The following is a 19,904-nucleotide window of genomic DNA, read 5'->3' as shown; positions in this document are numbered from 1 at the left end:
GGTGCTTTTGCATAACCCGATGATCTATTGCTTCACAATATCCTGCACCGCTTTATCCAGCTTCTCCAGCAGCTGGCCGCGGTCGATCTGCTCACCGAGGTATTCCTGCATCGCAGCGCCGAAGCCCTGGGTTACGCCGTCAGGGAACATATCCCAGTTCCAGCCGAGTGCGGTAGCCGATTTCTCCTGCACGGCAACAGCGACCTGGCCGATGTCAGCAGCGTCAGCAGCGATGTCTGTTTCCGCCGGAATGAATTTGAATTCCTTGGTCAGATACTTCTGGCCGGTTTCCGAGGTGACAAGCCAGTTCAGGAAGGCTTTTGCTTCCTCGGGATGTGCGGATTTGCTGTTCACGATATAGTTGTTCGGCACGCCGACGAGGATGGTGCCTTCTTCATCATTGATCGGCAGCGGGAGGAGGCCGAGGTTCAGCGCCGGATCGATTTTATCGATATCGCCCTGGGTCCAGTTGCCCTGCAGCATCATGGCTGCTTTGCCGGAGGCGAATTCGGCAACCTGTGTAGCGTAGTCGGTGGTCATTTTGTTGTCCTGGGCGTTGTCGAAGATCACATCCACGAGATCCAGCCACTGCTCGAATACGGCATTGCCCTTAATCGTTTGCGTGCCTGCTTTGACATCCTCGATGAACTGCTTCGGATCAGGCTGGTGGGCCAGGCCTACGTTAACGAGGTGAATCCCCATTGACCACCATTCATTGGTTGCCTCAAAAGGAGTGATGCCGGCGGCTTTGAGCTTGGCGGCAGCGTCCTTGAGCTGAGTCAGGGTTTTAGGCTCTTCAGTAATGCCGGCCTGTTCAAACAAATCCTTGTTATAAATAAGTCCGTAGCCTTCAACGTTCATCGGCATCCCATATAGCTTGCCGTCAACCGTAGCCGGAGCTTTGGAGGTTGGAATCAGCTTGGCCGCCCAGGGCTGGTCGGACAAGTCGGTGGCGCGGTCCATGTAAGGAACCAGTGCGGTATAGCCGCCGTTGTTGAAGATTTCCGGTTCAGAGCCGGAAGCAATTTCAGCCTTCAGCAGCGCGCCGTAGTCTTCACCGCCGCCGTGCGTTTCCACTTCAACCTTCACGCCGGTTTCCTTCTCATATTCTTCGGCCAGTGCATTCAGCTGCTCGGCGATTTCAACCTTGAACTGGAACATTTTGATCGTCACATCTTTGGCGGGAGCCGCCGTTGCTTCAGCAGCATTCTCTTTTGGAGCGTTGGTTGCAGCTCCGCCATTGCCCGCATTATTGCCGCCGTTGTTGCCGCAGCCTGCTACAATCAGAGTGCAAACGGTTGCCATAATCAACGCAAGCTTTCTTTTCATAGAATAACCTCCCTGGTCTGTGGTTCCTGCAACTAGATCGTATAGCATCCGGATGTTCACTTACACTTAATATTTTGCTCGAAAAAGTGGATATTGTTGCAGCCTGTGATTATGCACCACGTTATCCCTTAACGGAGCCGGCGGTTACACCTTCCACAATATAACGCTGCAGCGCCAGGAAGAACAGCAGAATCGGCGTAATCGCCATGACCAGTCCCGCAAGCGCAAGGTCCCACTTTTTCGTGTATTGCCCGAAGAATTTCGTAACCGCCACCGGCAGGGTGGTCAGGTCCTTATTGCCCCCGATTACCAGCACCGGCAGCAGGTAGTCGTTCCAGATCCATAGCGTATTGAGAATGATGACAGTCACAATGATCGGCAGCAGGAGCGGGAATACAATCCGGAAGAACACACCGTAAGGGTTGGAGCCGTCGACCCGGGCAGCCTCCTCAAGCTCATAAGGCACGCTTTTGATAAAACCGTGGAACAGAAAGACTGACAGCGGCATACCGAAGCCGAGATAACAGGCCACAATGCCGTACAGCTCACCTCGCAGCTCCAGCATGCTGGTTACCCGGACCAGCTGCAGCATCAGGGACTGAAAGGGAATAATCATCGCCGACACCAGCAGCAGGAACACAAAGCTGTTGAACCGCGACGGTTTTCTGACTATCTGGTATGCCGCCATAGAGCTGAACAGCACGATAAAGATAACGCTCAGCACCGTAATCGATAAAGAATTCCAGAACGCCTGCGGAAAATCAATCGCATCCCACACCTTGGCGTAATTATCCCAATGGTAGACCAGCGGGAAGGAGGCGGCATCGAGCAGGATTTCCTTAAGGCTTTTGACAGAGTTGCTCAGCACCAGATAGAACGGCGACAGGAAGACGAGGGCCAGAAGAATAGCCGCAATCTCCAGTACAAAATGCTTCGGACGGTATCTGCTTGTGTCCATTAGGCCGACACCTCTTTCCGTTTAGTGATCCATACCTGGGTAACGGTAATCAGCGACACAGCTACGAAGAACAGCAGTGCCTTTGCGGTGCCCAGCCCGTAACGGTTGTTGATCAGCGCTTCCGCATAAATGTTATAGGCCAGCGACTGGGTAGAGGTTCCCGGTCCGCCTTTGGTAAGCGACAGGTTGAGATCGAACATTTTGAAGGCATTAGAGGTGGTCAGGAACAGACAGATCGTGATAGCAGGCATGATCAAAGGCACATAGACACTTCTGAACAGCTGCGGGGCGCGGGCGCCGTCAATCCGGGCTGCTTCAATCAGATCCTTCGGGATTCCGGCCAGGGCCGCGATATAGATAACCATCATATAGCCTGCAGTCTGCCAGACAAATACGATAACGAGTCCCCAGAATCCGGTGCCCGGTGTCCCCAGCCAAGGAAGCTGAAAGAACGAAATGCCGGTAATTTCTCCGATCGTGGCGAAGCCTTTGGTGAAAATAAACTGCCAGATGTACCCGAGCAGAATACCGCCGATCACGTTAGGCATGAAAAAAATCGTCCGCAGCACCTTTTTGGTCTTCAGCGCGGTCATCAGCAGAAAAGCCAGCAGCAGCGCCAGCGCATTGGCCGCTACAACAGATACAACCGTGAAGCGCAGGGTGAAGAGCAGGGATTCCCAGAACTTATCGTCATTCAGAAAAATCCGTTTCCAGTTGGCCGCGCCGGTCCAGACCGCTTTGTCCAGATCGAGCCCGTTCCAGTCCGTGGAGGAGTAATAGAAGCCAAGGAAGAAAGGCGTAACCACAATGGTCAGGAAAAAAAGCAGGCACGGTCCGAGGAACACAATTTGCTGGCCCCAGCCTCTTTGAAGCCGCAGAGCTTTTCTCATATGGAGTCTCCTTTTGTATAGTTATTCTACAGGTTCACGACTTCATTATAGAAAGCCCCCGGCGGGTCCAACACTCAATTTGATGCTTAGAAAAGTGGATTATATTGCAGCACGCCCTTTCAGGGGCGGAAAAAATTCATAGTAGCGCTGCGCACGAAACTCGGTGTATGCTGTCGTTGCGAAGGTTGAAGGGATTGAAATGACAGCGTTCACAAAAGAAAACGGATGTCCTAACACTTACCGGGAGGCCCTTTATGTTCAAAGATAAGAAAGTATATTTTTCACGCAATCCTTTATCCTTATCTTTCCTGCAGAAACGGATACCGTCCTGTTTAGGACGGCGTAGCCGTTTCTACTTGAAAAACAGTATCCGCACCCGGCTGATGGCGCTTGTGCTGCTGGCCTCCGTGATTCCGTCGGGAATCTCGGTTACGTTCTCCTATCTCTATACCAAGCAGTCCGTAACAGAGCAGTCTGTAAAACAGAATACGAAGCTGCTCACGCTCGGCGAAGCCAATCTCCGCAGCTATTTCAGCGGAATGAACCAGCGGGCGATGTCACTCTACAGCGGAATCAATGTGCCCAGCTCCTTTTATACAACGCTGCTTACGGCCAAGAACCCGGATGATCTGCCTGCCGGTACAGCTGCGCCGGACACCCGGGCCGTGATTTCGACCCAGCTGTACAATCTGTTTCTCTCGGACCAGAATACGTTTCAGATTCATTTATACGTAAGGGCGCCGAAGCAGTCCAACCTGCTGCTTGGAGGATTTTTCCGCCGTGAAACGGACAACTATGTCCCCTCGGCCGTTCCGGGAGGAACCTACCGGCCGTTTATCGAGGTGACCCATCTGGATCACCAGTACGGGATGAAATCCGGCTTTCCGAATTTCAAATCAGGGACCGTGCCGGTTTTTACGGCTCATTTTCCGGTCTACCGGGCGCCAAGCGCCGAGGTGCTTGCTGATCTGTCGGTCGACTTCCGGCTGCATGAGCTGGAGGGGATCGTGAGGTCGATGTACAATTCGGATACGGAGCGCCTGTATGTGCTTAATGAGCAGGGGCAGGCCTTATTTTCATCTGATCCGGAATGGATCGGGAAGCAGGTATCAGCAGGCTGGAGCCGGCTGCCGGCGGACAGTGAAAGCGGCCATTTCAGCTGGAACAAGGAGGGTTTTGCGGGGATTGTGATGTACCGGCAGATCGACGCACCCTTATTCAAGGGGAGTATTATCAAGCTGGTGCCCTACGGTGATTTACATGCGGATGCGAAGGTGATCACCCGGTTCAACGCCGGAATAGGCGTGCTGTTTCTGATTCTCGGCGGGATTGTTGCCGTCATTATCTCCATCGGCTTCACCAGACCGATCAAGAAGCTGATTGCCTTCACCCAGAAGGTGCAGATCGGCCAGCTGGACGCTCATGTGGAAGCCGAGAGTGAGGATGAATTCGGTCTGTTGACCCGCAAAATCAACGGGATGACCCGCACCATCAATGATCTGATTCTCAAGGAATATAAGCTGGAGCTGGCTAATAAAACCAATCAGCTGAAGGCGCTGCAGGCCCAGGTGAATCCGCATTTCCTGTACAATGCCCTGCAGTCGATTGCCAGCCTGTCCTTACGCTATAATGCGCCGAAGGTGTACGACCTCATCTACTCACTCGGCAGCATGATGCGGTATTCGATGAATACGGAGCGGACTCGGGTTCCGCTGCGGGATGAGCTGGAGCATGTGCAGAACTATGTTATTCTGCAGACTGAACGCTTCGGCGACGAGAATCTGCGGCTCTATATCGAGACCGGCGAGGCTGCTTTAGACATTACCGTGCCGAAGATGATCCTGCAGCCGCTTGTCGAAAATATCTTCAAGCACGGGTTCGCGGATGGAATCCGCGAGGCGGTGATTACGATTTCCTGCACGCTTGATAAGCAGGGCAGGCTGATGCTTGTCGTCAAGGATAACGGCAAGGGAATTTCTGAGTCGAGGCTGACGGAAATCGCCGCCGGACTTGAGTATAGCGGCAGTAATGAGCGTGAAGCGATCGGCCTGTCCAATGTGCTGGCCCGGCTGCGGCTGCAGATGAGCAGCGGGACAGAGCTGCATTTGCACAGTGAAGAGGGGCAGGGAGTGACGGTTACGCTGCTGATTCCCCTGGAGAGCTGAAATCACCACATACACAAAGGAGCGGGTGACGATGAAGGTACTGATCGTAGATGATGAGAAGCATGTGCGGGAGGCAATCCGCTATTTTGTGCCGTGGGAGAAGCATCAGATTACCGGCATCTTTGAGGCGACGAACGGGCAGGAAGCGATGCAGATTATGCAGGAGGAGCAGCCGGCGGTTGTGTTCACCGATATGCGGATGCCGCTGATGGACGGTGCAGAGCTGCTGGAATGGCTGCACGGGCATTATCCCGGGACGAAGACGATTGTCATCAGCGGCTATCAGGATTTCAACTATGTGAAGCCGGCAATCGTCTACGGCGGGACGGATTATCTGCTCAAGCCGCTTAACAGCAAGCAGCTGATCGCCGCTGCGGAGCATGCCTTCAGGCTGTGGCGTGAAGAGGAGGCAGAGCGGCAGCAGACCTGCAGCCGGAATATACAGCTGAATGTGCTGCGGCCGCTCTACTGGGATAAAATGCTCTCGGATCTTGTGGCGGGCCATGCATCCTTTAAAGAGCTGAAGCCTGCGCTGCATGAGGAGCTCGGCATGCCGGAGCAGGCTGCCGGCTGCCGGGCTGCCGTTATCTCACTGCAGCAAAGTGACGGCCGGCTGCTCCAGCGGTTCCATGGCGATGTCGGGCTGACCGCCTTTGTGCTGGCTAATGTCTGCAATGAGGCTATCGCCGCACAGCAGAGCGGATACGCCTTCCGAAGCTGGCAGGCTGGTGCAGATATTGTAATGCTGTTCTGGGCGGATGTACCGGAGGCGGAGGCACAGCTGCAGCGTATCAACGAGTCAGTCAGCGCGGTTTATGGAGTACAAATGGATATCGGACTTAGCGGGGTATGCCCTTTCCCGGAAGGCCTGCAGTCTGCTTTCCGCCAGGCACTGGAAGGGCTGAGCGAACGCAATCTGCTGCAGCGGGAAGGGCGGATTCACCTGTACAGGGAACAGCAGGAGGGTAGTGGATCTGAAAAAGACTACGTCCTGGAGGCATTGCCGGAGAAGCTCGGAGTGGCTGTGTTATCGGGAGATGTGGAGCGGATGGAGCAGGTTATCGGTGAATGGGGTGAACGGCTCGGCGGGCTGCCTGTGCTGACAGAGGGCAGCCTCATGCACCAGCAGGAGCAGATTTGTGCCGTCCTGCAGCGCTGGCGGCCGGAAGCGGAAATGGTGATCGGACCCTGCCATGACGCAGAAGGGCTGTTCTCGGTCAGCAGCTGGCAGAATCAGCTGAAGCTGTTGCTGCAGCGCCTGTCCCGGGGAGGCCCGTCATCCCCGGACAGCCGGCTTGTCCAGGACATCCGCGAATATCTGGAGGCGAATTATGCCAGTGATATGACGCTGCAGCATATTGCCGAGCGCTTCTTCATCAGCCGCGAGAATGTATCACGCAAATTCAAGCAGATCAGCGGCGAGAACCTGTCGGATTATTTAACTTCCCTGCGGATCGGCAAGGCCAAGACGCTGCTGCACAATACGGGCCTGCGGCTGTCGCAGATTGCCGGGCTGGTCGGCTATGAGGATGAGAAATATTTCAGCCGTGTATTCAAAAAAGCCACCGGCCTGACGCCGCGCGAATACCGCAAGCAGTAGGCTGCTTGCGTGTATTGCTGTGCCAGGTATTATCTGAAATAATCGGCCAGCCCTTCGGCAATCGCCTTGGCGGCCTTTTTCTGATAGCTGGAGGTGCGTACAATCGCCTCATCGTAAGGATTGCTCAAGAACCCGAGCTCCACCAGCGCGGCAGGAATCCTGTTCTCCCGCAGAATATGATAATTGCCGTAGGACAGCCCGTTGCTCTTAAGGCCGATTCCCTGCCCCAGCCGGTTCTCAATTGCCCGGGCCAGCCGCAGATCATCCGATTCGGAGTAGAAGAAGGTAAGTGTCCCCGATACATTCTTTGGCGAAGAATTATAATGAACGCTGACAAAGGCATCTGCTCCCGCCGAATGGCCGATCTGCACCCTCCGGGCAAGCGTCGGCTTCTGGCTTGCTGTAGTCCGCGTCATCTGGACCGTTGCTCCCTTGGCAGTTAAGTAATCCCTTAAGTAAAAGGCGGTCTGCAGGGTCAGATCCTTCTCCATGGTATTGTAAGTGGTACCAAGCATGCCGGGATCGCTGCCCCCATGCCCGGCATCTATCACGATCAGCTTGCTGCCGATCTTGCTTGCTCCCTTGGAGCTTGTGCTTGTGGCGGATGCAGTAGTCACTCCGCCTGAGGAGCCGCCGCCGGAAAGATACTGCGCGGATACCCAGCCGATTTCCCCAGCGGCTGTCTTGATACGCGCCCAGCCGTCCTGGCGGCTCAGTATGGTTACTTTATCTTTAGCCTTCAGGGAGCCCACCACGGCATAGCCGGTTCCCGGGCCGCCTCTGATCCGCAGGGAATCCGCGGTTACTGTTGCTGAGCCGGTGCCGGAGGAGGCTTTGGACTGTGAGACAGAGGAGGACGCTGCCGGTAAAGCTGAACCGCTCTCTTTCTTCAGATAATATCCGGCTACCCAGCCGGTGAGCGAACCGGAGCGCACCTTCATCCAGCCGTGCTGTTCGTCCGTTACTGTAACTGTGGCCCCGTTCTTCAAGGAGCCGACAGCAGACGCCCCTGCGGCCGGCTCGCTCCTTACGGTAAGTGAACTGGCGTATACCTTTGCGGTGTAAGACGCCAAAGCGTCAGCCTGGCTGCCTGTAAGCAGGGCACCCGTTACGATGCCGGCCAGAAGCAGTGCCTTATGTATGCTTTTGATCATATGAATAGGAAGCCTCGTTTCCCCGGGTAATAAACTGATATTACCCGCTCTGCCGGCAGAGGAACAGGTTTTTATTTAATATTTTAAGAAAATGAGACTCTGTTCCTAGATGCTAAACGACTGTATAATTATTACAGATCGGAAACTGATAAAGGAGATCATCTGTGAGCAGACCAAAATGTTTCATTGGATCATCCAGGGAATCCATCCGTTATGCAAGGGCGATACATGAGCAGCTGAAGCGGGAGGTCCAGGTAACCCCCTGGTATGCCAATGCCTTCCGGGCGAACGAATACACAATGGAGTCGCTGGAGCGGCATCTCGACGAAAGTGATTATGCCGTCTTTGTCTTCTCGCCGGATGATGTGGCCCGGATCCGCGGCAAGTATTATTATGTGACCCGGGATAACACCCAGTTTGAGATGGGGCTGTTCTGGGCCCGGCTGCGCCGCAGCCGCGTGTTCTGCCTGCTGCCGGACCGAATTGAGCCACGCAGTGACCTCATTCCCGGCGCCAATGTGGAGGAATATCATCTGCTGTCCGACCTGGCCGGGCTTACGCCGCTGGAATACGAATGGCAGCATGAGAATCCGGTGGCGGCAGTTGATGTCAGCTGCGGGAAAATCATTGACAGGATTCATGAGCAGGGGGTCTACAACGACCCGCACAAGGAATTAGCAGAGCTGAAGCTTGAACTCAGGCGGAAAGAAAGTATCCTTCATTTCTTTTGGCAATATAATAGTAATGTGGCCGGACCTGAGGCAGCAGAGAAATATCAGGCGCTCAGCGAGGCTGTCCGCAACTCCTTCGTGCCGCCGGAGCAGTGCAGGGTGATTGGCGCAGCCTTGTGGCGGGCGTGCGGAGAAGAAGGGCTGAAGCAGGTCGGCGGCAATGTAGGCCGCGGGCATGTTTACCCGTTTGCGCCGGAAGGCGGAGATCAGGATAAGCGGCCGGGTGTAATGGATGCCTTTTTAAGCCGGGAATGGACCTTTTTTCAGCGGACGGAAGTTGCGGAGGTCTATATCCTATGCTATCCTTTAGGTGAAAAGCATGTCCTTTCTGTCCATTTTTCGGGCAACGACGGGCTGTCGGCCGAGGATTTGAAGGCAGCCGTCAGGGATAACCGCGATTTGTTCCGTACCGTCAATCATTTAGTGGGAGGGGACTAGAGCATGAAGAATATGAAGGGTGTCGTCAGTCTTTCAGGTGCTGTCCGCCGGTCCGCAGGCGGGAGCTCAGGCACAAGCCGCAGCAAAGGCAGGAAGAACGCCGGCCGTACCGCCAAGCCGTCCGCATCATCCGATCACGTCTATCTCGCACCGTCGGTTAACGGCGGAGATGAGGAATACAAGAAGCTGGTCAGCGGCAAGGTCGATAACAAGAAGCCATCATTCGCATAAATTCAGGTCAGTTACAGCTTATTTGGCCCGTTCAGGCTCCCGGAGATCCGGGGGCTTTTTTTGATTTGCGGGGTAGGGCTGTTCTTGGCCGGACGGGATAACCGGAATGAATTGGATTGGTGGGCCGGAATGGCCTGGCCGAAACAGCCGAAATCAAAGGCCCTTTTGCCTTTGGATCGGCCCGTCAGGCTGGAATGGCCGAAATCAAAGGCCTTTTTGCCTTTGAATGGGCCCGTCAGGCTGGAATGGCCGAAAGCAAAGGCATTTATGCCTTTGAAATGGCTCGGCACGCCGGAATGGCCGAAATCAAAGGCCTTTATGCCTTTGAATGGGCCCGTCAGGCCGGAATGGCCAAAATCAAAGGCCTTTATGCCTTTGAATCGGCCCGGTAGGCCGGAATGGCCAAAAGCAAAGGCCTTTTTGCCTTTGAAATGGCTCGGCACGCCGGAATGGCCGAAATCAAAGGCCTTTTTGCCTTTGAATCGGCCCTTCAGGCCGAAATGGCCAAAATCAAAGGCCTTTATGCCTTTGAATGGGCCAGTCAGGCCGGAATAGCCAAAATCAAAGGCCTTTATGCCTTTGAATCGGCCCAACCGCTGCGGCTCTTCCGAACGCACGGCGTTTAACTATCAGCAGCAGTATCCGGTGCTGCACCCGCTTTTCCCCTATTTCGCGTACGCAGGTGCTTCCACCCCGCCGCCCGGATCAGCCCGCTGCCGGCCAGCGTAATCATTGCCAGCAGCCCGAACACGGGCCAGGCTGCCTGAAAGCCGAACAGCCCCAGCAGCCCCCCTCCGACAACCGGACCGCTGATCGCTCCCGCCTTCACAAACTCTGTGCAGCCGAAGTACAGCCCCTTGTTATCTGCAGAAGACAGCTCATCGACCAGGGCATCAAACCGCGCGCCGATCAGCAGCTCACCGAGACTAAATACAACAATGAATAGCAGCAGCGGCAGGTAAGCGGCAGGAAAGAGGAAGAACAGAAAGCTGAGTCCAATCAGCAGATTGCTGAGCAGCACTACGTTGAACGGATTCCAGCCGGAAATCAGGCGCAGCACGGCGAACTGGGCAGCCAGAATCACAATGGCGTTAGCCGACAGCAGGATGGAATATAGCCGGGTACCGTCCGCGAGCATAGCAGTGTTCGACAGAAACTGGGAGACGGTTCCGTTCAGCTGCGAATAGCCAAAGTAGGAAAAGCTCATGCCCGCCACCAGCAGCAGGTAGACATGGTCTTTGCGGATCGCGGAGAGGGCCTGCAGGCTGAGGACGCCTTTAACGTGAGCAGGAACGGGGGCATTAGCAGCTGAAGTAAGCTCTATTCGGAAAAACAGCTTCGTGGAAGCACCATACAGAATATACATGACACCTAGGATGATATAGGGAAACAGGGTCATTTTCATATTGAACAGCAGGCTGAGCAAGGGTCCGGCAAAGCAGCCGATGTTAATCGCCATGTACCTCAGGTTAAAGACGAGCAGACGGTGCTCCGGTAGGGACTCAGCGGACAGCACCTTTTTGCTGGCAGGCTCAAAAAGGGAGTAACACATGCCGTTAAGGGCATTCAGCACCAGGAAGCTCCAGAAGCCGCCGGCAAAATAAAACAGGATGAACACGGTTCCCCAGACAAGAGGCGTGTAGAGGAGGATCCTATGGACCGGCAGTTTATCGGCTAGCGCGCCGCCAAGCCAGCTGAAGGCTACACCCGCCAGCGGATTAACTGCGAGGATCAGACTGGCGGGCAGCAGCGGAATGTGTTTTTGACTCATCAGAAAGATAGACAGATAAGGGACGCTCATGAACAGGGCCGTTCTCGTAAACAGAGTCCCCGCCAGAATATTCCACACTCTCATGTTCAGCTGCCGTGCTATGCGCAAATTCATCGTTACTTTCCCCCTGGAATGTGTATTTTCATTGCGCCGAGTGTAGCATATAATGGAAAATATTCTTAAAAAATGTGCCGGATACTCACACAGGAACGGGGGAGATAAGCCATGCTTCTCGGAAAAACCATCGGACAGATCCGCAGGTCAAAGGGAATCAATCAGGCCGTGCTGGCAGGCGGCATCATGAGCCGCTCCAACCTGTCGCGCTTTGAAGGCGGGCATTATTACCCTGGCTACGACAAGCTGATTCTGCTGCTGGACAAGCTGGAGATGTCGCTGGAGGAGCTGCTGTTTCTGCATCAGGACAATGCCCCGCAGGTAAAGCGGACGCTGCATTTGAGCCTGACGGAAGCCGGAAACCGCTACGATTTTGATCGGCTCAGGGCAGTCAGCCGGGAGTGCCGCTTCATGTACGAGTCCACACAGACTGAGGCCTATTACCATCTGTATCTGCTCGGCCAGGGTGTGCTGATCCAGCATCAGCAGGCGGATGAAATCAGGACTCTGCCTGAGATTGCTGCCTATATCAAACCGTATCTGCTGGGCGTGGACCGCTGGTACCTGTATGAGTTCAAGCTGCTGAACAATTTTTTGTTTACGCTGAGCAGCAGCGATGCGGTGTTTTTTGGCCTCAGGGGCGCGAAGGAGTTTGACAGGTACCGCTCTTTTCCCGAGAGCAGAACGGTCCAGCAGCATCTGCTGCAGAACCTCTCGATCCTGTGCCTGAAGGAGCGCAGCTATGAGCAGAGCCTGCAATTTCTTGAACAAGCGCTCCCGTTAGCCGACAAAACCCACCTGCTGTACGATAAAATCATTACGCTGATCTACTATGAGCTCACACTGCTTTGCCTGAAGCGGAAGGAGAGTACGGCTGAATTAAAGGCTTATCTGAATATTCTCAAGCAGCTGGATTTTGAGGACAGCCGCCAGGCTCTGCTGAAGGTATGCCGCGGGCATCTGGGAAAAGGGCTGTAGGAGCGGGGAACCGTCACTTTATGATGTGCTGTATACACAAAAAAGCCGCAGCCTCCAAGCGAATTGGACAGTGCGGCTTTTGTGCTGTGTTATTGTGGTGAGCCGGAAATTAATGCTCAGCGGACGATGGCGTAACGTTGTTCTTCTTGGCGATCTCCCGGCGGACAACCGGAGCGACCTCTGTCGCGAGCAACTCGATTGCAGTAGCCACCTTGCTGTATGGGAGGCCGCCGATATCGAGCTGGGTCATGAACCGGTTATGGCCGAACAGCTCATGCTGATAGAGGATCTTCTCGATAATCTGCTGCGGGCTGCCGACAGCCAGCGTATTGACCGGGGAGACGAAGCGGCCGAAATCGCTGCGGGACACCCGGTATTCCTGCCCGGCATGCGGGCTGATGGCGTTGCGGTAGCTGTAATAGTAAGGATAGTATTCATCGACCGCCTGCTGTGAGGTTTTGGCGATGTAGCCGTGGCTGGTGATGGCAATTTTCAGGTCTTCAGCTGCATGCCCGGCTTCTGCCCCGCTGCGGCGGTAGGTGGCAGCAAGGTTCTGGAACGGCTCCGGGCTGCCGCTGAGAATGGCAATGGCCATGCCGATGCCCAGCCGTCCGGCCTGCTCGGCGCTTTCAGGAGAGCCGCCGATGCCGACCCAGAGCGGGAGCTTCGGCTGCAGGGGACGCGGGGCAATCTCCGCATTCTTCAGCGGTGAGCGGAAGGAGCCGTTCCAGCTTACGACCTCATGCTTGTTCAGCTCCAGCAGCAGCTCCAGATTCTCGGCGAACAGCTTCTTGTAGTCCTCCAGATCATATCCGAACAGCGGGAAGGATTCCAGAAAAGCGCCGCGTCCGTTAATAATTTCTGCCCGTCCGCCGGACAGCAGATCCAGTGTCGCGAAGTCCTCAAAGATCCGCACCGGATCAGAGGTGCTCAGCACAGTAGTTGCACTGGTCAGCTTGATCCGCTTGGTCACCTGGGCAATGGCAGCAAGCACCACCGGCATGGAAGAGATGACAAAATCCAGCCGGTGGTGCTCACCCACGCCGAACACATCAAGGCCCGCCTCGTCGGCAAGCTTGGCCGCTTCAATTACCTCCTGCAGCCGCTGCTGCGGGCTGATCCGCTGTCCGGTATGGCAGTCTGTCACCAGGTCGCCCAAGGTATAAATGCCGAACTCAAATGCCGGGGCAGCTTCCGGCTTCACATGATTAGTATTATTCATAAAGTGGAGACTCCTTATATCTCAAAATAGTTGTCGTGCTTGTCCGTTGAACATAGGAATAGGCTAGTAATTATTATAACACAACAACTTACAAAATGTAAGTTTATGAGTAAATGTTTCTTTGTGTAAGCGCATTAGAGTCAATATTTTGCCAAGTCAGATGCATGGACATTTGATTTTAGTGTGTTGATTTTTACAAGATTCATACGGAAAAAAAGGGAATGTGGAAATAGCGGATCTGCTGTGGGGGGAGGTCCTCGGCCCCAAGCAAAAACCTGCAGTAGCTGCTGATAGACCAGGGTCAGCTTTTTGCCGTCAATAGTGATATTCTGGCTTATAATCTGCAGACAGGCAAGCTGCAATGAAAGGATAATTACAGTGAACCGCTGTGGCAGGCTGTTGAGGTCACTCCTGAAAAAATTATTGTGTCTTTTTGTTGACAGACCTGCAGATAGGTGATATTTTAAATGCACAAATTCAAATTGTTTTACTTTGAATTACATTGGCCGACTGTACAGACAGAGGTGCCCGTGCTATCCAGCGCGAGGTCCCTCTGTTTTTTTTGTATACCAGTTTGTATACCAGCAGAACCAGAAGGAGGAGCAGAGATGGGAGAGGTCATGCTGTCCATCGCACAGCTGAACAAAAGCTTTGACACCGCCGGAGGCCAGGTTAAGGCTTTGCATGAGGTGAATCTTGATGTGCAGCAGGGGGAGTTCATCACCGTAATCGGCCCGAGCGGGTGCGGCAAAAGCACGCTGCTGCGCATTGTCGCCGGCCTGGACACCGGCTATACCGGAAGTGTAACGCTGGAAGGGAAGGCAATCGGCGGTCCCGGGATCGACAAAGGGTTTATTTTTCAGGAGCACCGGCTGTTTCCATGGCTTACCGTTGAGAAGAATATCGCCTCGGATCTGCCGCTCAGCCGGCCGGATATCCGCCGGAAGGTGGATGAGCTGATTGAGCTGGTGAAGCTGACCGGCTTTGAAAAGGCCTATCCCCGTGAGCTCTCGGGAGGGATGGCCCAGCGGGTAGCCATTGCCCGGGCACTGCTGCGGAATCCGAAGATTCTGTTGCTGGATGAGCCGTTTGGTGCGCTGGACGCTTTTACCCGGGCCCATATGCAGACGGTGCTGCTGGATATCTGGCGGAAGAACCGGACAACGATGATTTTTGTAACGCATGATATTGATGAAGCGGTGTTTCTGGGGGGCAGGGTAGTTATTCTGGAGCCGCGGCCGGGCAAAATCCGCAAAATCGTGCCGGTTGACCTGCCGTATCCGCGCAAAAAGACAACCACCTCCTTTCAGGAGCTGCGGCTCAGAGTGCTCAATTATTTTGAGAAGGTGGAGGAGCTGGAATTGACGGACGGAGCGGGGATCTAACCGGCGTGTAAGCAGAAGAGAGCAGCGGACTTGAGCTGGTAGTTAAAGACTATACTAAGGTGTATTCTTGCCGCTATATATCCGACTTAAACCATGTGAATTGTAAAAATAATTTGAGGGGGCATTTATATGAGTAATCAGGCTGTGGCCGCAGGTGCCGGTAAACCCGGAAAAGCGGTTATTGCCGGGCTCGGCCTGCTGCTGCCGGTAAGCCTGCTGGTCTCGTGGCAGCTGCTCGGTCATTACGGAATGTTGTCGGAGATGCTGTTTCCGACCCCTTACACTATAGCCCAAGCTTTTATCGCGCTGGCTGCAAGCGGAGATTTGTGGAGCCATTTCCGGGTCAGTGCAGTGCGGGCCTTCTCCGGATTTCTGCTCGGCGGGGGGCTTGGGCTGCTGCTCGGCATTCTGGTCGGGCTGTTCCGCAGATCGGAGCGGCTGCTGGACCCGTCGCTGCAGATGATCCGGATGATTCCGAGCCTGGCGGTCGTGCCGCTGTTCATCCTGTGGTTCGGAATCGGTGAGGAGTCAAAGGTCCTGCTAATCGCAAAGGGCGCGTTCTTCCCGCTGTATATCAACACCTTCATGGGTATCCGCGGCACGGACAACAAGCTGTTCGAGGTATCCAGAGTGCTCGGCTTCAGCCGGGTACAGCAGGTTCTGCGGCTGGTGCTGCCGGCAGCGGTCCCGAACATTATGCTCGGTGTACGCCTGTCGCTGGGGTTGTCCTGGCTGGGGCTGGTCGTGGCAGAGCTTATTGCATCGACCTCCGGTATCGGCTACATGATGTCGGATGCCCGCCAGTTTGCCGATACGCCTGTAGTCTTCGTCGGAATCATTGTCTTTGCCGCAGCCGGGCTGCTTAGCGATTCGGTTGTCCGCCTGATTGAACGGCGGCTGCTGAGATGGAAGGACAGCTATCAAGGATAGGAGGAATGTACAGCATGAGCAACGGGGCAGAAATGATTGTGAAGTCAGCAAAAGCGGTAAGGGAGGCACATGATTACACTGGAACAGCACCTATTTCTGCTTCTAACAAGCAAAAAAAGACATATTCTGGCCGGACAAAGAATCTTCTGTCCGATTGGGCCGCCGGTGCTGCCATACCGGCGGCAGTCATTGCGCTATGGCAGCTTGGCGGGAGTGCAGGCTGGATTTCGCCGGAGTTTTTGCCGGCGCCCTGGTCCATTCTGTCGGCCTTTGCCGGACTTGCGGCCAGCGGCGAGCTGCTCCATCACCTCGGCGTCAGCATCGGCCGGGCAGGGCTCGGATATGTGATAGGCGGGGTCCTCGGCCTGCTGCTTGGCGTACTGACCGGGCTGTTCCGCAAAGCGGAATATCTACTTGACCCCAGTGTCCAGGTGCTGCGGCTGGTTCCCCATCTGGCGATTGCCCCGCTGATTATTCTCTGGTTTGGCTTCGGTGAGGTGTCGAAGATCGCTATTATTCTGAGCGGTGCTTTTTTCCCGCTGTATATCAATACCTTTATGGGGATCCGTAGTGTGGACAACAAGCTGTTTGAGGTAGCCAGAGTGCTTGGCTTCGGACCGCTGCAGAGGCTGCGCCGGCTGATTCTGCCGGCTGCGCTTCCCGGCATTTTGCTCGGGCTGCGTCTTTCAATGGCCGTGGCCTGGATCGGCCTGGTTGTTGCCGAACTTATCGGCTCTTCTTCCGGAGTAGGGTTTCTGATTAATGAGGCAAAGCAGAATTCCAATACGGAGGTTATTTTTGTAGGCATTATTATTTTCGCTATTGTAGGCAAGCTGATTGATTCCTTATTCCGCGTCATCGAACGCAAGCTGCTGCACTGGCGGGACAGCTATCAGGGCTAATTAAACCAAGGGGGCTGAAGGTAGATGAATCTTTCCATCGGATATACAGGAGTACTGAATCTGCAGGCGGATGTGCTGGTAATCGGCGGAGGTCCGGCAGGCACATGGGCGGCACTCACGGCAGCGGCCAGAGGCGCAAAGGTTATTCTGGCCGATAAAGGCTACTGCGGCTCCAGCGGAGCTACTGCTCCGTCAGGTACAGGAGTGTGGTACGTGCAGCCGGACGACAAGCTGCGTGAAGAAGCCAAGGCCAGCCGTTACTCGATGGGCGGCAAGCTGGCGGAGCACCGCTGGATGGACCGGGTGCTGGACCGCACCTATGAGAATATGAACCGGCTGGGCGTCTCCGGCTACCCGTTCCCGCTGGATGAGCACGGCAACCAGTATCGCCGGAGCCTGCAGGGTCCGGAATATATGCGGCTGATGCGTAAGCTGGTCAAGAAGGCGGGAGTGAAGATCCTGGATCACAGTCCGGCGCTTGAGCTGCTGGCCGATGAACACGGTGTCGCCGGGGCAACCGGTGTACAGACCCAGAGCGGAGAAGGATGGAGCGTCCAGGCGGGTGCAGTCGTCATTGCGACCGGCGGGTGCGCCTTCCTCAGTAAGGCGCTGGGCTGCAACGTACTGACCGGTGACGGCTATCTATTCGCCGCCGAGGCCGGGGCCAGCCTGTCAGGCATGGAATTCTCCAATGCCTATGCGATCTGCCCGACCTTTTCCTCGGTTACCAAGACAGCCTATTACAGCTATGCCAGCTTCTATTATGAAGACGGAAGTGTGGTGGAAGGTGCAGGCTCCAAAAAGGGCCGCTCAATCATCGCCCGTAATCTGCTGGCCGGCCGCCAGGTCTATGCCAAGCTTGACGGTGCTTCTGAGGATCTGCAGCCGCTGCTGCGGGTTGCCCAGACGAATTTCTTTCTGCCGTTCGACCGCCGGGGCATTAATCCGTTCAAAGATGCCTTTCCGGTTACCCTGCGGCTGGAAGGTACGGTACGCGGCACCGGCGGCATCCGGATAACGGATGAAGACTGCGGCACCGGCGTTCCGGGGCTGTATGCCGCAGGCGATGCGGCAACCCGCGAGCTGATCTGCGGCGGCTTCACCGGCGGCGGCAGCCACAATGCCGCCTGGGCGATGTCCTCCGGCTCCTTTGCCGGAGAAGGCGCAGCCGCCTATGCCGCCGGACTGGGGCAGCATGCCGCTGACCGCAAGCCGCGCGGGCTGTCCTCTTCCCCGCTGGTTGACCAGCAAGTGAAGCCGGGAACGGCGGCGCGTGCAGCGGAGTTTGTCTCGGCTGTGCAGGACGAAGTCAAGCCGTACGACATCAACCTGTTCCGTACGGAGCAGGGGCTGACCTCCTCACTCAGCCGCCTGGACGGACTGTGGAGAGAGCAGCGCAGCCGGGAAATTCAGCGCGCACCGGAAGGAGTAAAGGCCCGCGAAGCGGAAGCCATGACGGCAACTGCCCGCTGGATGTACAGCTCGGCACTGGCCCGCACCGAAACCAGAGGCATGCATAAACGCGAGGATTACAAGGAAACGGACAACGGCCAGCATCACCGGCTGATCAGCGGCGGGCTGGATCAGGTATGGGTCAAAACAGAAGAAGTTGCGAAGGAGAGTGTACTACTGTGATTGAAGTCATCAGCGCTGCCAGGTGTGTAGAGTGTAACCAGTGTGTATCCGTCTGCCCGACGAATGTGTTCGACCGGGTAGAAGACGGAATCCCCGTCATCGCCCGGCAGAGCGATTGCCAGACCTGCTTCATGTGCGAGCTGTATTGCCCTGTTGATGCACTATATGTTGCACCTGACTCTGAAACGGTTATCGGTGTGACTGAAGCGGAGCTGGAAGAGCAGGGGCTGCTCGGCGGGTACAGGGAAAAGGTAGGCTGGGGCAGAGGCAGACAGCCGGTGGCAAGTCATGACTTTATGTATAAGCTGGCAGCCAGAGCCGGGTTCTAGAAATAGCAATCATCAGACATCAGACCGAGGGGAGAACAACATTAATGAAAACGTACAGAGAGATTCAAGGCGGACGGAAAAAGGGTGCCCGCGGGCTGCTGCTCGCAAGCCTGGTCATGATTATGCTGGTGCTGCAGGCCTGCGGCAATAACGCCGGCTCCGGCAACGGTGCATCTTCAGCAGCAGGGGGCGATAATACTGCGGAGGCTGCAGGCAGTGAAACAACAGTAGCCGCGGCGCCTGCTGTACTGAATTTCGGCTTTATCGGCTCCAATAAGCTGAACGTGCCGGGCGGCGCGGAGGGCTGGGGCTTTTATAAGGGAATCATTCAGGAGGAGCTGAAAAAATACGGCATCACCGAAGTAAAGCTGACCGGCTTCCCGAACGGCCCCGACCAGACGGAATCGCTGATCAGCGGCCGGCTTGATTTCGGCAGCCTTGGGGATACACCCGCTATTATCGCTTACGCTTCCGGCGCCAAGACCCGGCTGATCTCTCAATCCTCGGCTCACACCGTAGGCTATCTGATCGGTAAAAAGGACGGCCCGAAGACCGTTAAGGATCTGCAGGGCAAGACCATTGCCATCCAGAAAGGCTCCTTCATGCACCGTTATGTGGCAGGATTGCTGCAGCAGGAGGGGGTAACCGACTACAAGCTGGTGCACATGCTGATTCCTGATGCTACGGCAGCACTCGCCAGAGGGGATGTGGATGCTACCACCAACCTCGGCGTTCCGGCATTGAAGCTGATTGCTGATGGCTATACGCACCTTGATGATGCCTCGAAGCACCCGGATCTGCTGGGCTCCAGTGCCACTGTTGTCTCCGAGGAGTACCTGGAGAAGTTCCCGGACTTCCCTAAGGTATGGAACGAGGCGCGTGAAAAAGCGCTGGCTGATCTCAAGCAGCATGAAGATGAATACTACGAATTCCTGGCTGAAATCGGCGATACCACGCCGGAGCTGGCCAAACAGGTGAATCCGATCAGCGACATCAAGGATACCGCATTTACGGAGGAAGGCACCAAGCTGCTGGAGGGCACCAAGAACTTCCTGGTCGAAGAAAAGCTGGCCAAAAAAGACTTCAGCATCACCGACTGGCAGCTGCAATAACGTTCAGGCGGAGGGAGGCGCTTATTGGCT

Annotated in this window: 18 protein-coding genes; 11 read left to right on the top strand and 7 right to left on the bottom strand. The window is 55.4% G+C overall.

What is annotated here, in order from left to right; translation table 11 throughout:
- Positions 1-24 precede the first annotated feature (24 nt).
- From R70723_RS27780 to R70723_RS27770, 3 genes are all read right to left on the bottom strand, one after another.
- On the bottom strand, positions 25-1,329 hold the full coding sequence (locus R70723_RS27780) for an ABC transporter substrate-binding protein (protein WP_039877305.1): 1,305 nt from the start codon (positions 1,327-1,329) through the stop codon (positions 25-27).
- A 121-nt stretch (positions 1,330-1,450) separates the two neighbouring features.
- The gene (locus tag R70723_RS27775; RefSeq protein ID WP_039877304.1) at positions 1,451-2,287 is read right to left on the bottom strand and encodes a carbohydrate ABC transporter permease; all 837 of its coding nucleotides are present in this window, start codon (positions 2,285-2,287) and stop codon (positions 1,451-1,453) included.
- The gene (locus R70723_RS27770) at positions 2,287-3,177 is read right to left on the bottom strand and encodes a carbohydrate ABC transporter permease (protein WP_039877303.1); all 891 of its coding nucleotides are present in this window, start codon (positions 3,175-3,177) and stop codon (positions 2,287-2,289) included. The genes R70723_RS27775 and R70723_RS27770 overlap by 1 nt, the downstream gene beginning before the upstream one ends.
- 254 nt (positions 3,178-3,431) lie before the next feature.
- Here R70723_RS27770 and R70723_RS27765 point away from each other — a divergent pair, with 254 nt between their 5' ends.
- Positions 3,432-5,342 carry a sensor histidine kinase gene (locus R70723_RS27765; RefSeq protein ID WP_231574789.1) on the top strand — a complete coding sequence of 637 codons (1,911 nt, stop codon included), beginning with the start codon at positions 3,432-3,434 and terminating at the stop codon, positions 5,340-5,342.
- A 31-nt stretch (positions 5,343-5,373) separates the two neighbouring features.
- Positions 5,374-6,942 carry a response regulator gene (locus R70723_RS27760; RefSeq protein WP_039877302.1) on the top strand — a complete coding sequence of 523 codons (1,569 nt, stop codon included), beginning with the start codon at positions 5,374-5,376 and terminating at the stop codon, positions 6,940-6,942.
- 29 nt (positions 6,943-6,971) lie between these two features.
- Here R70723_RS27760 and R70723_RS27755 read toward each other — a convergent pair whose 3' ends face one another.
- On the bottom strand, positions 6,972-8,096 hold the full coding sequence (locus R70723_RS27755; RefSeq protein ID WP_039877300.1) for an N-acetylmuramoyl-L-alanine amidase family protein: 1,125 nt from the start codon (positions 8,094-8,096) through the stop codon (positions 6,972-6,974).
- A gap of 164 nt (positions 8,097-8,260) precedes the next feature.
- On the opposite strand from R70723_RS27755, the gene R70723_RS27750 reads away from it, so the two are divergent.
- Together R70723_RS27750 and R70723_RS27745 are read left to right on the top strand one after the other, a co-directional pair.
- The gene (locus R70723_RS27750) at positions 8,261-9,265 is read left to right on the top strand and encodes a TIR domain-containing protein (RefSeq protein ID WP_039877299.1); all 1,005 of its coding nucleotides are present in this window, start codon (positions 8,261-8,263) and stop codon (positions 9,263-9,265) included.
- A gap of 3 nt (positions 9,266-9,268) precedes the next feature.
- Positions 9,269-9,496, top strand: a complete 228-nt coding sequence (locus R70723_RS27745; protein ID WP_039877298.1) for a hypothetical protein — start codon at positions 9,269-9,271, stop codon at positions 9,494-9,496.
- An 11-nt stretch (positions 9,497-9,507) separates the two neighbouring features.
- On the opposite strand, the gene R70723_RS27740 is transcribed toward R70723_RS27745, so the two are convergent.
- Both R70723_RS27740 and R70723_RS27735 read right to left on the bottom strand, forming a co-directional pair.
- On the bottom strand, positions 9,508-10,089 hold the full coding sequence (locus tag R70723_RS27740) for a hypothetical protein (protein ID WP_039877297.1): 582 nt from the start codon (positions 10,087-10,089) through the stop codon (positions 9,508-9,510).
- 29 nt (positions 10,090-10,118) lie between these two features.
- Positions 10,119-11,381: an MFS transporter gene (locus tag R70723_RS27735; RefSeq protein WP_039877296.1), complete on the bottom strand. Its 1,263-nt coding sequence runs from the start codon at positions 11,379-11,381 to the stop codon at positions 10,119-10,121.
- A gap of 111 nt (positions 11,382-11,492) precedes the next feature.
- Between R70723_RS27735 and R70723_RS27730 the strand changes: the two genes are divergently transcribed.
- Entirely contained in the window at positions 11,493-12,359 is an 867-nt protein-coding gene (locus tag R70723_RS27730; protein WP_039877295.1) for a helix-turn-helix domain-containing protein, read from the top strand.
- Positions 12,360-12,468: 109 nt separating this feature from the next.
- Here the strand turns inward: R70723_RS27730 and R70723_RS27725 are convergent, their stop codons facing one another.
- Positions 12,469-13,581: an LLM class flavin-dependent oxidoreductase gene (locus R70723_RS27725; protein ID WP_047171251.1), complete on the bottom strand. Its 1,113-nt coding sequence runs from the start codon at positions 13,579-13,581 to the stop codon at positions 12,469-12,471.
- 608 nt (positions 13,582-14,189) lie between these two features.
- Here R70723_RS27725 and R70723_RS27720 point away from each other — a divergent pair.
- The 6 genes from R70723_RS27720 (at position 14,190) to R70723_RS27695 (ending at position 19,874) form a co-directional block, all read left to right on the top strand.
- Positions 14,190-14,966, top strand: a complete 777-nt coding sequence (locus tag R70723_RS27720) for an ABC transporter ATP-binding protein (protein ID WP_039877294.1) — start codon at positions 14,190-14,192, stop codon at positions 14,964-14,966.
- A 129-nt stretch (positions 14,967-15,095) separates the two neighbouring features.
- A complete protein-coding gene (locus R70723_RS27715; RefSeq protein WP_039877293.1) occupies positions 15,096-15,896 on the top strand; it encodes an ABC transporter permease in 801 nt (266 codons plus the stop codon).
- 14 nt (positions 15,897-15,910) lie between these two features.
- On the top strand, positions 15,911-16,798 hold the full coding sequence (locus R70723_RS27710; protein ID WP_039877292.1) for an ABC transporter permease: 888 nt from the start codon (positions 15,911-15,913) through the stop codon (positions 16,796-16,798).
- Positions 16,799-16,822: 24 nt separating this feature from the next.
- Positions 16,823-18,433 carry an FAD-dependent oxidoreductase gene (locus R70723_RS27705; protein WP_039877291.1) on the top strand — a complete coding sequence of 537 codons (1,611 nt, stop codon included), beginning with the start codon at positions 16,823-16,825 and terminating at the stop codon, positions 18,431-18,433.
- The gene (locus tag R70723_RS27700) at positions 18,430-18,762 is read left to right on the top strand and encodes a 4Fe-4S dicluster domain-containing protein (RefSeq protein ID WP_039877290.1); all 333 of its coding nucleotides are present in this window, start codon (positions 18,430-18,432) and stop codon (positions 18,760-18,762) included. Before R70723_RS27705 ends, R70723_RS27700 begins: the two co-directional genes overlap by 4 nt.
- A 44-nt stretch (positions 18,763-18,806) precedes the next feature.
- The gene (locus R70723_RS27695) at positions 18,807-19,874 is read left to right on the top strand and encodes an ABC transporter substrate-binding protein (RefSeq protein ID WP_039877289.1); all 1,068 of its coding nucleotides are present in this window, start codon (positions 18,807-18,809) and stop codon (positions 19,872-19,874) included.
- Positions 19,875-19,904 lie beyond the last annotated feature (30 nt).

The organism is Paenibacillus sp. FSL R7-0273, from assembly GCF_000758625.1.
In the GTDB taxonomy this organism is placed as follows: domain Bacteria; phylum Bacillota; class Bacilli; order Paenibacillales; family Paenibacillaceae; genus Paenibacillus_AQ.
This window is presented reverse-complemented; position numbering and strand designations above follow the sequence as displayed.

Bases quoted from the DNA above. Each gene is read 5' to 3' on its own strand.
- R70723_RS27780 (WP_039877305.1), bottom strand. From the start codon at position 1,329: ATGAAAAGAAAGCTTGCGTTGATTATGGCAACCGTTTGCACTCTGATT.
- R70723_RS27775 (WP_039877304.1), bottom strand. From the start codon at position 2,287: ATGGACACAAGCAGATACCGTCCGAAGCATTTTGTACTGGAGATTGCG.
- R70723_RS27770 (WP_039877303.1), bottom strand. From the start codon at position 3,177: ATGAGAAAAGCTCTGCGGCTTCAAAGAGGCTGGGGCCAGCAAATTGTG.
- R70723_RS27765 (WP_231574789.1), top strand. From the start codon at position 3,432: ATGTTCAAAGATAAGAAAGTATATTTTTCACGCAATCCTTTATCCTTA.
- R70723_RS27760 (WP_039877302.1), top strand. From the start codon at position 5,374: ATGAAGGTACTGATCGTAGATGATGAGAAGCATGTGCGGGAGGCAATC.
- R70723_RS27755 (WP_039877300.1), bottom strand. From the start codon at position 8,096: ATGATCAAAAGCATACATAAGGCACTGCTTCTGGCCGGCATCGTAACG.
- R70723_RS27745 (WP_039877298.1), top strand. From the start codon at position 9,269: ATGAAGAATATGAAGGGTGTCGTCAGTCTTTCAGGTGCTGTCCGCCGG.
- R70723_RS27735 (WP_039877296.1), bottom strand. From the start codon at position 11,381: ATGAATTTGCGCATAGCACGGCAGCTGAACATGAGAGTGTGGAATATT.
- R70723_RS27730 (WP_039877295.1), top strand. From the start codon at position 11,493: ATGCTTCTCGGAAAAACCATCGGACAGATCCGCAGGTCAAAGGGAATC.
- R70723_RS27725 (WP_047171251.1), bottom strand. From the start codon at position 13,581: ATGAATAATACTAATCATGTGAAGCCGGAAGCTGCCCCGGCATTTGAG.
- R70723_RS27720 (WP_039877294.1), top strand. From the start codon at position 14,190: ATGGGAGAGGTCATGCTGTCCATCGCACAGCTGAACAAAAGCTTTGAC.
- R70723_RS27715 (WP_039877293.1), top strand. From the start codon at position 15,096: ATGAGTAATCAGGCTGTGGCCGCAGGTGCCGGTAAACCCGGAAAAGCG.
- R70723_RS27710 (WP_039877292.1), top strand. From the start codon at position 15,911: ATGAGCAACGGGGCAGAAATGATTGTGAAGTCAGCAAAAGCGGTAAGG.
- R70723_RS27705 (WP_039877291.1), top strand. From the start codon at position 16,823: ATGAATCTTTCCATCGGATATACAGGAGTACTGAATCTGCAGGCGGAT.
- R70723_RS27695 (WP_039877289.1), top strand. From the start codon at position 18,807: ATGAAAACGTACAGAGAGATTCAAGGCGGACGGAAAAAGGGTGCCCGC.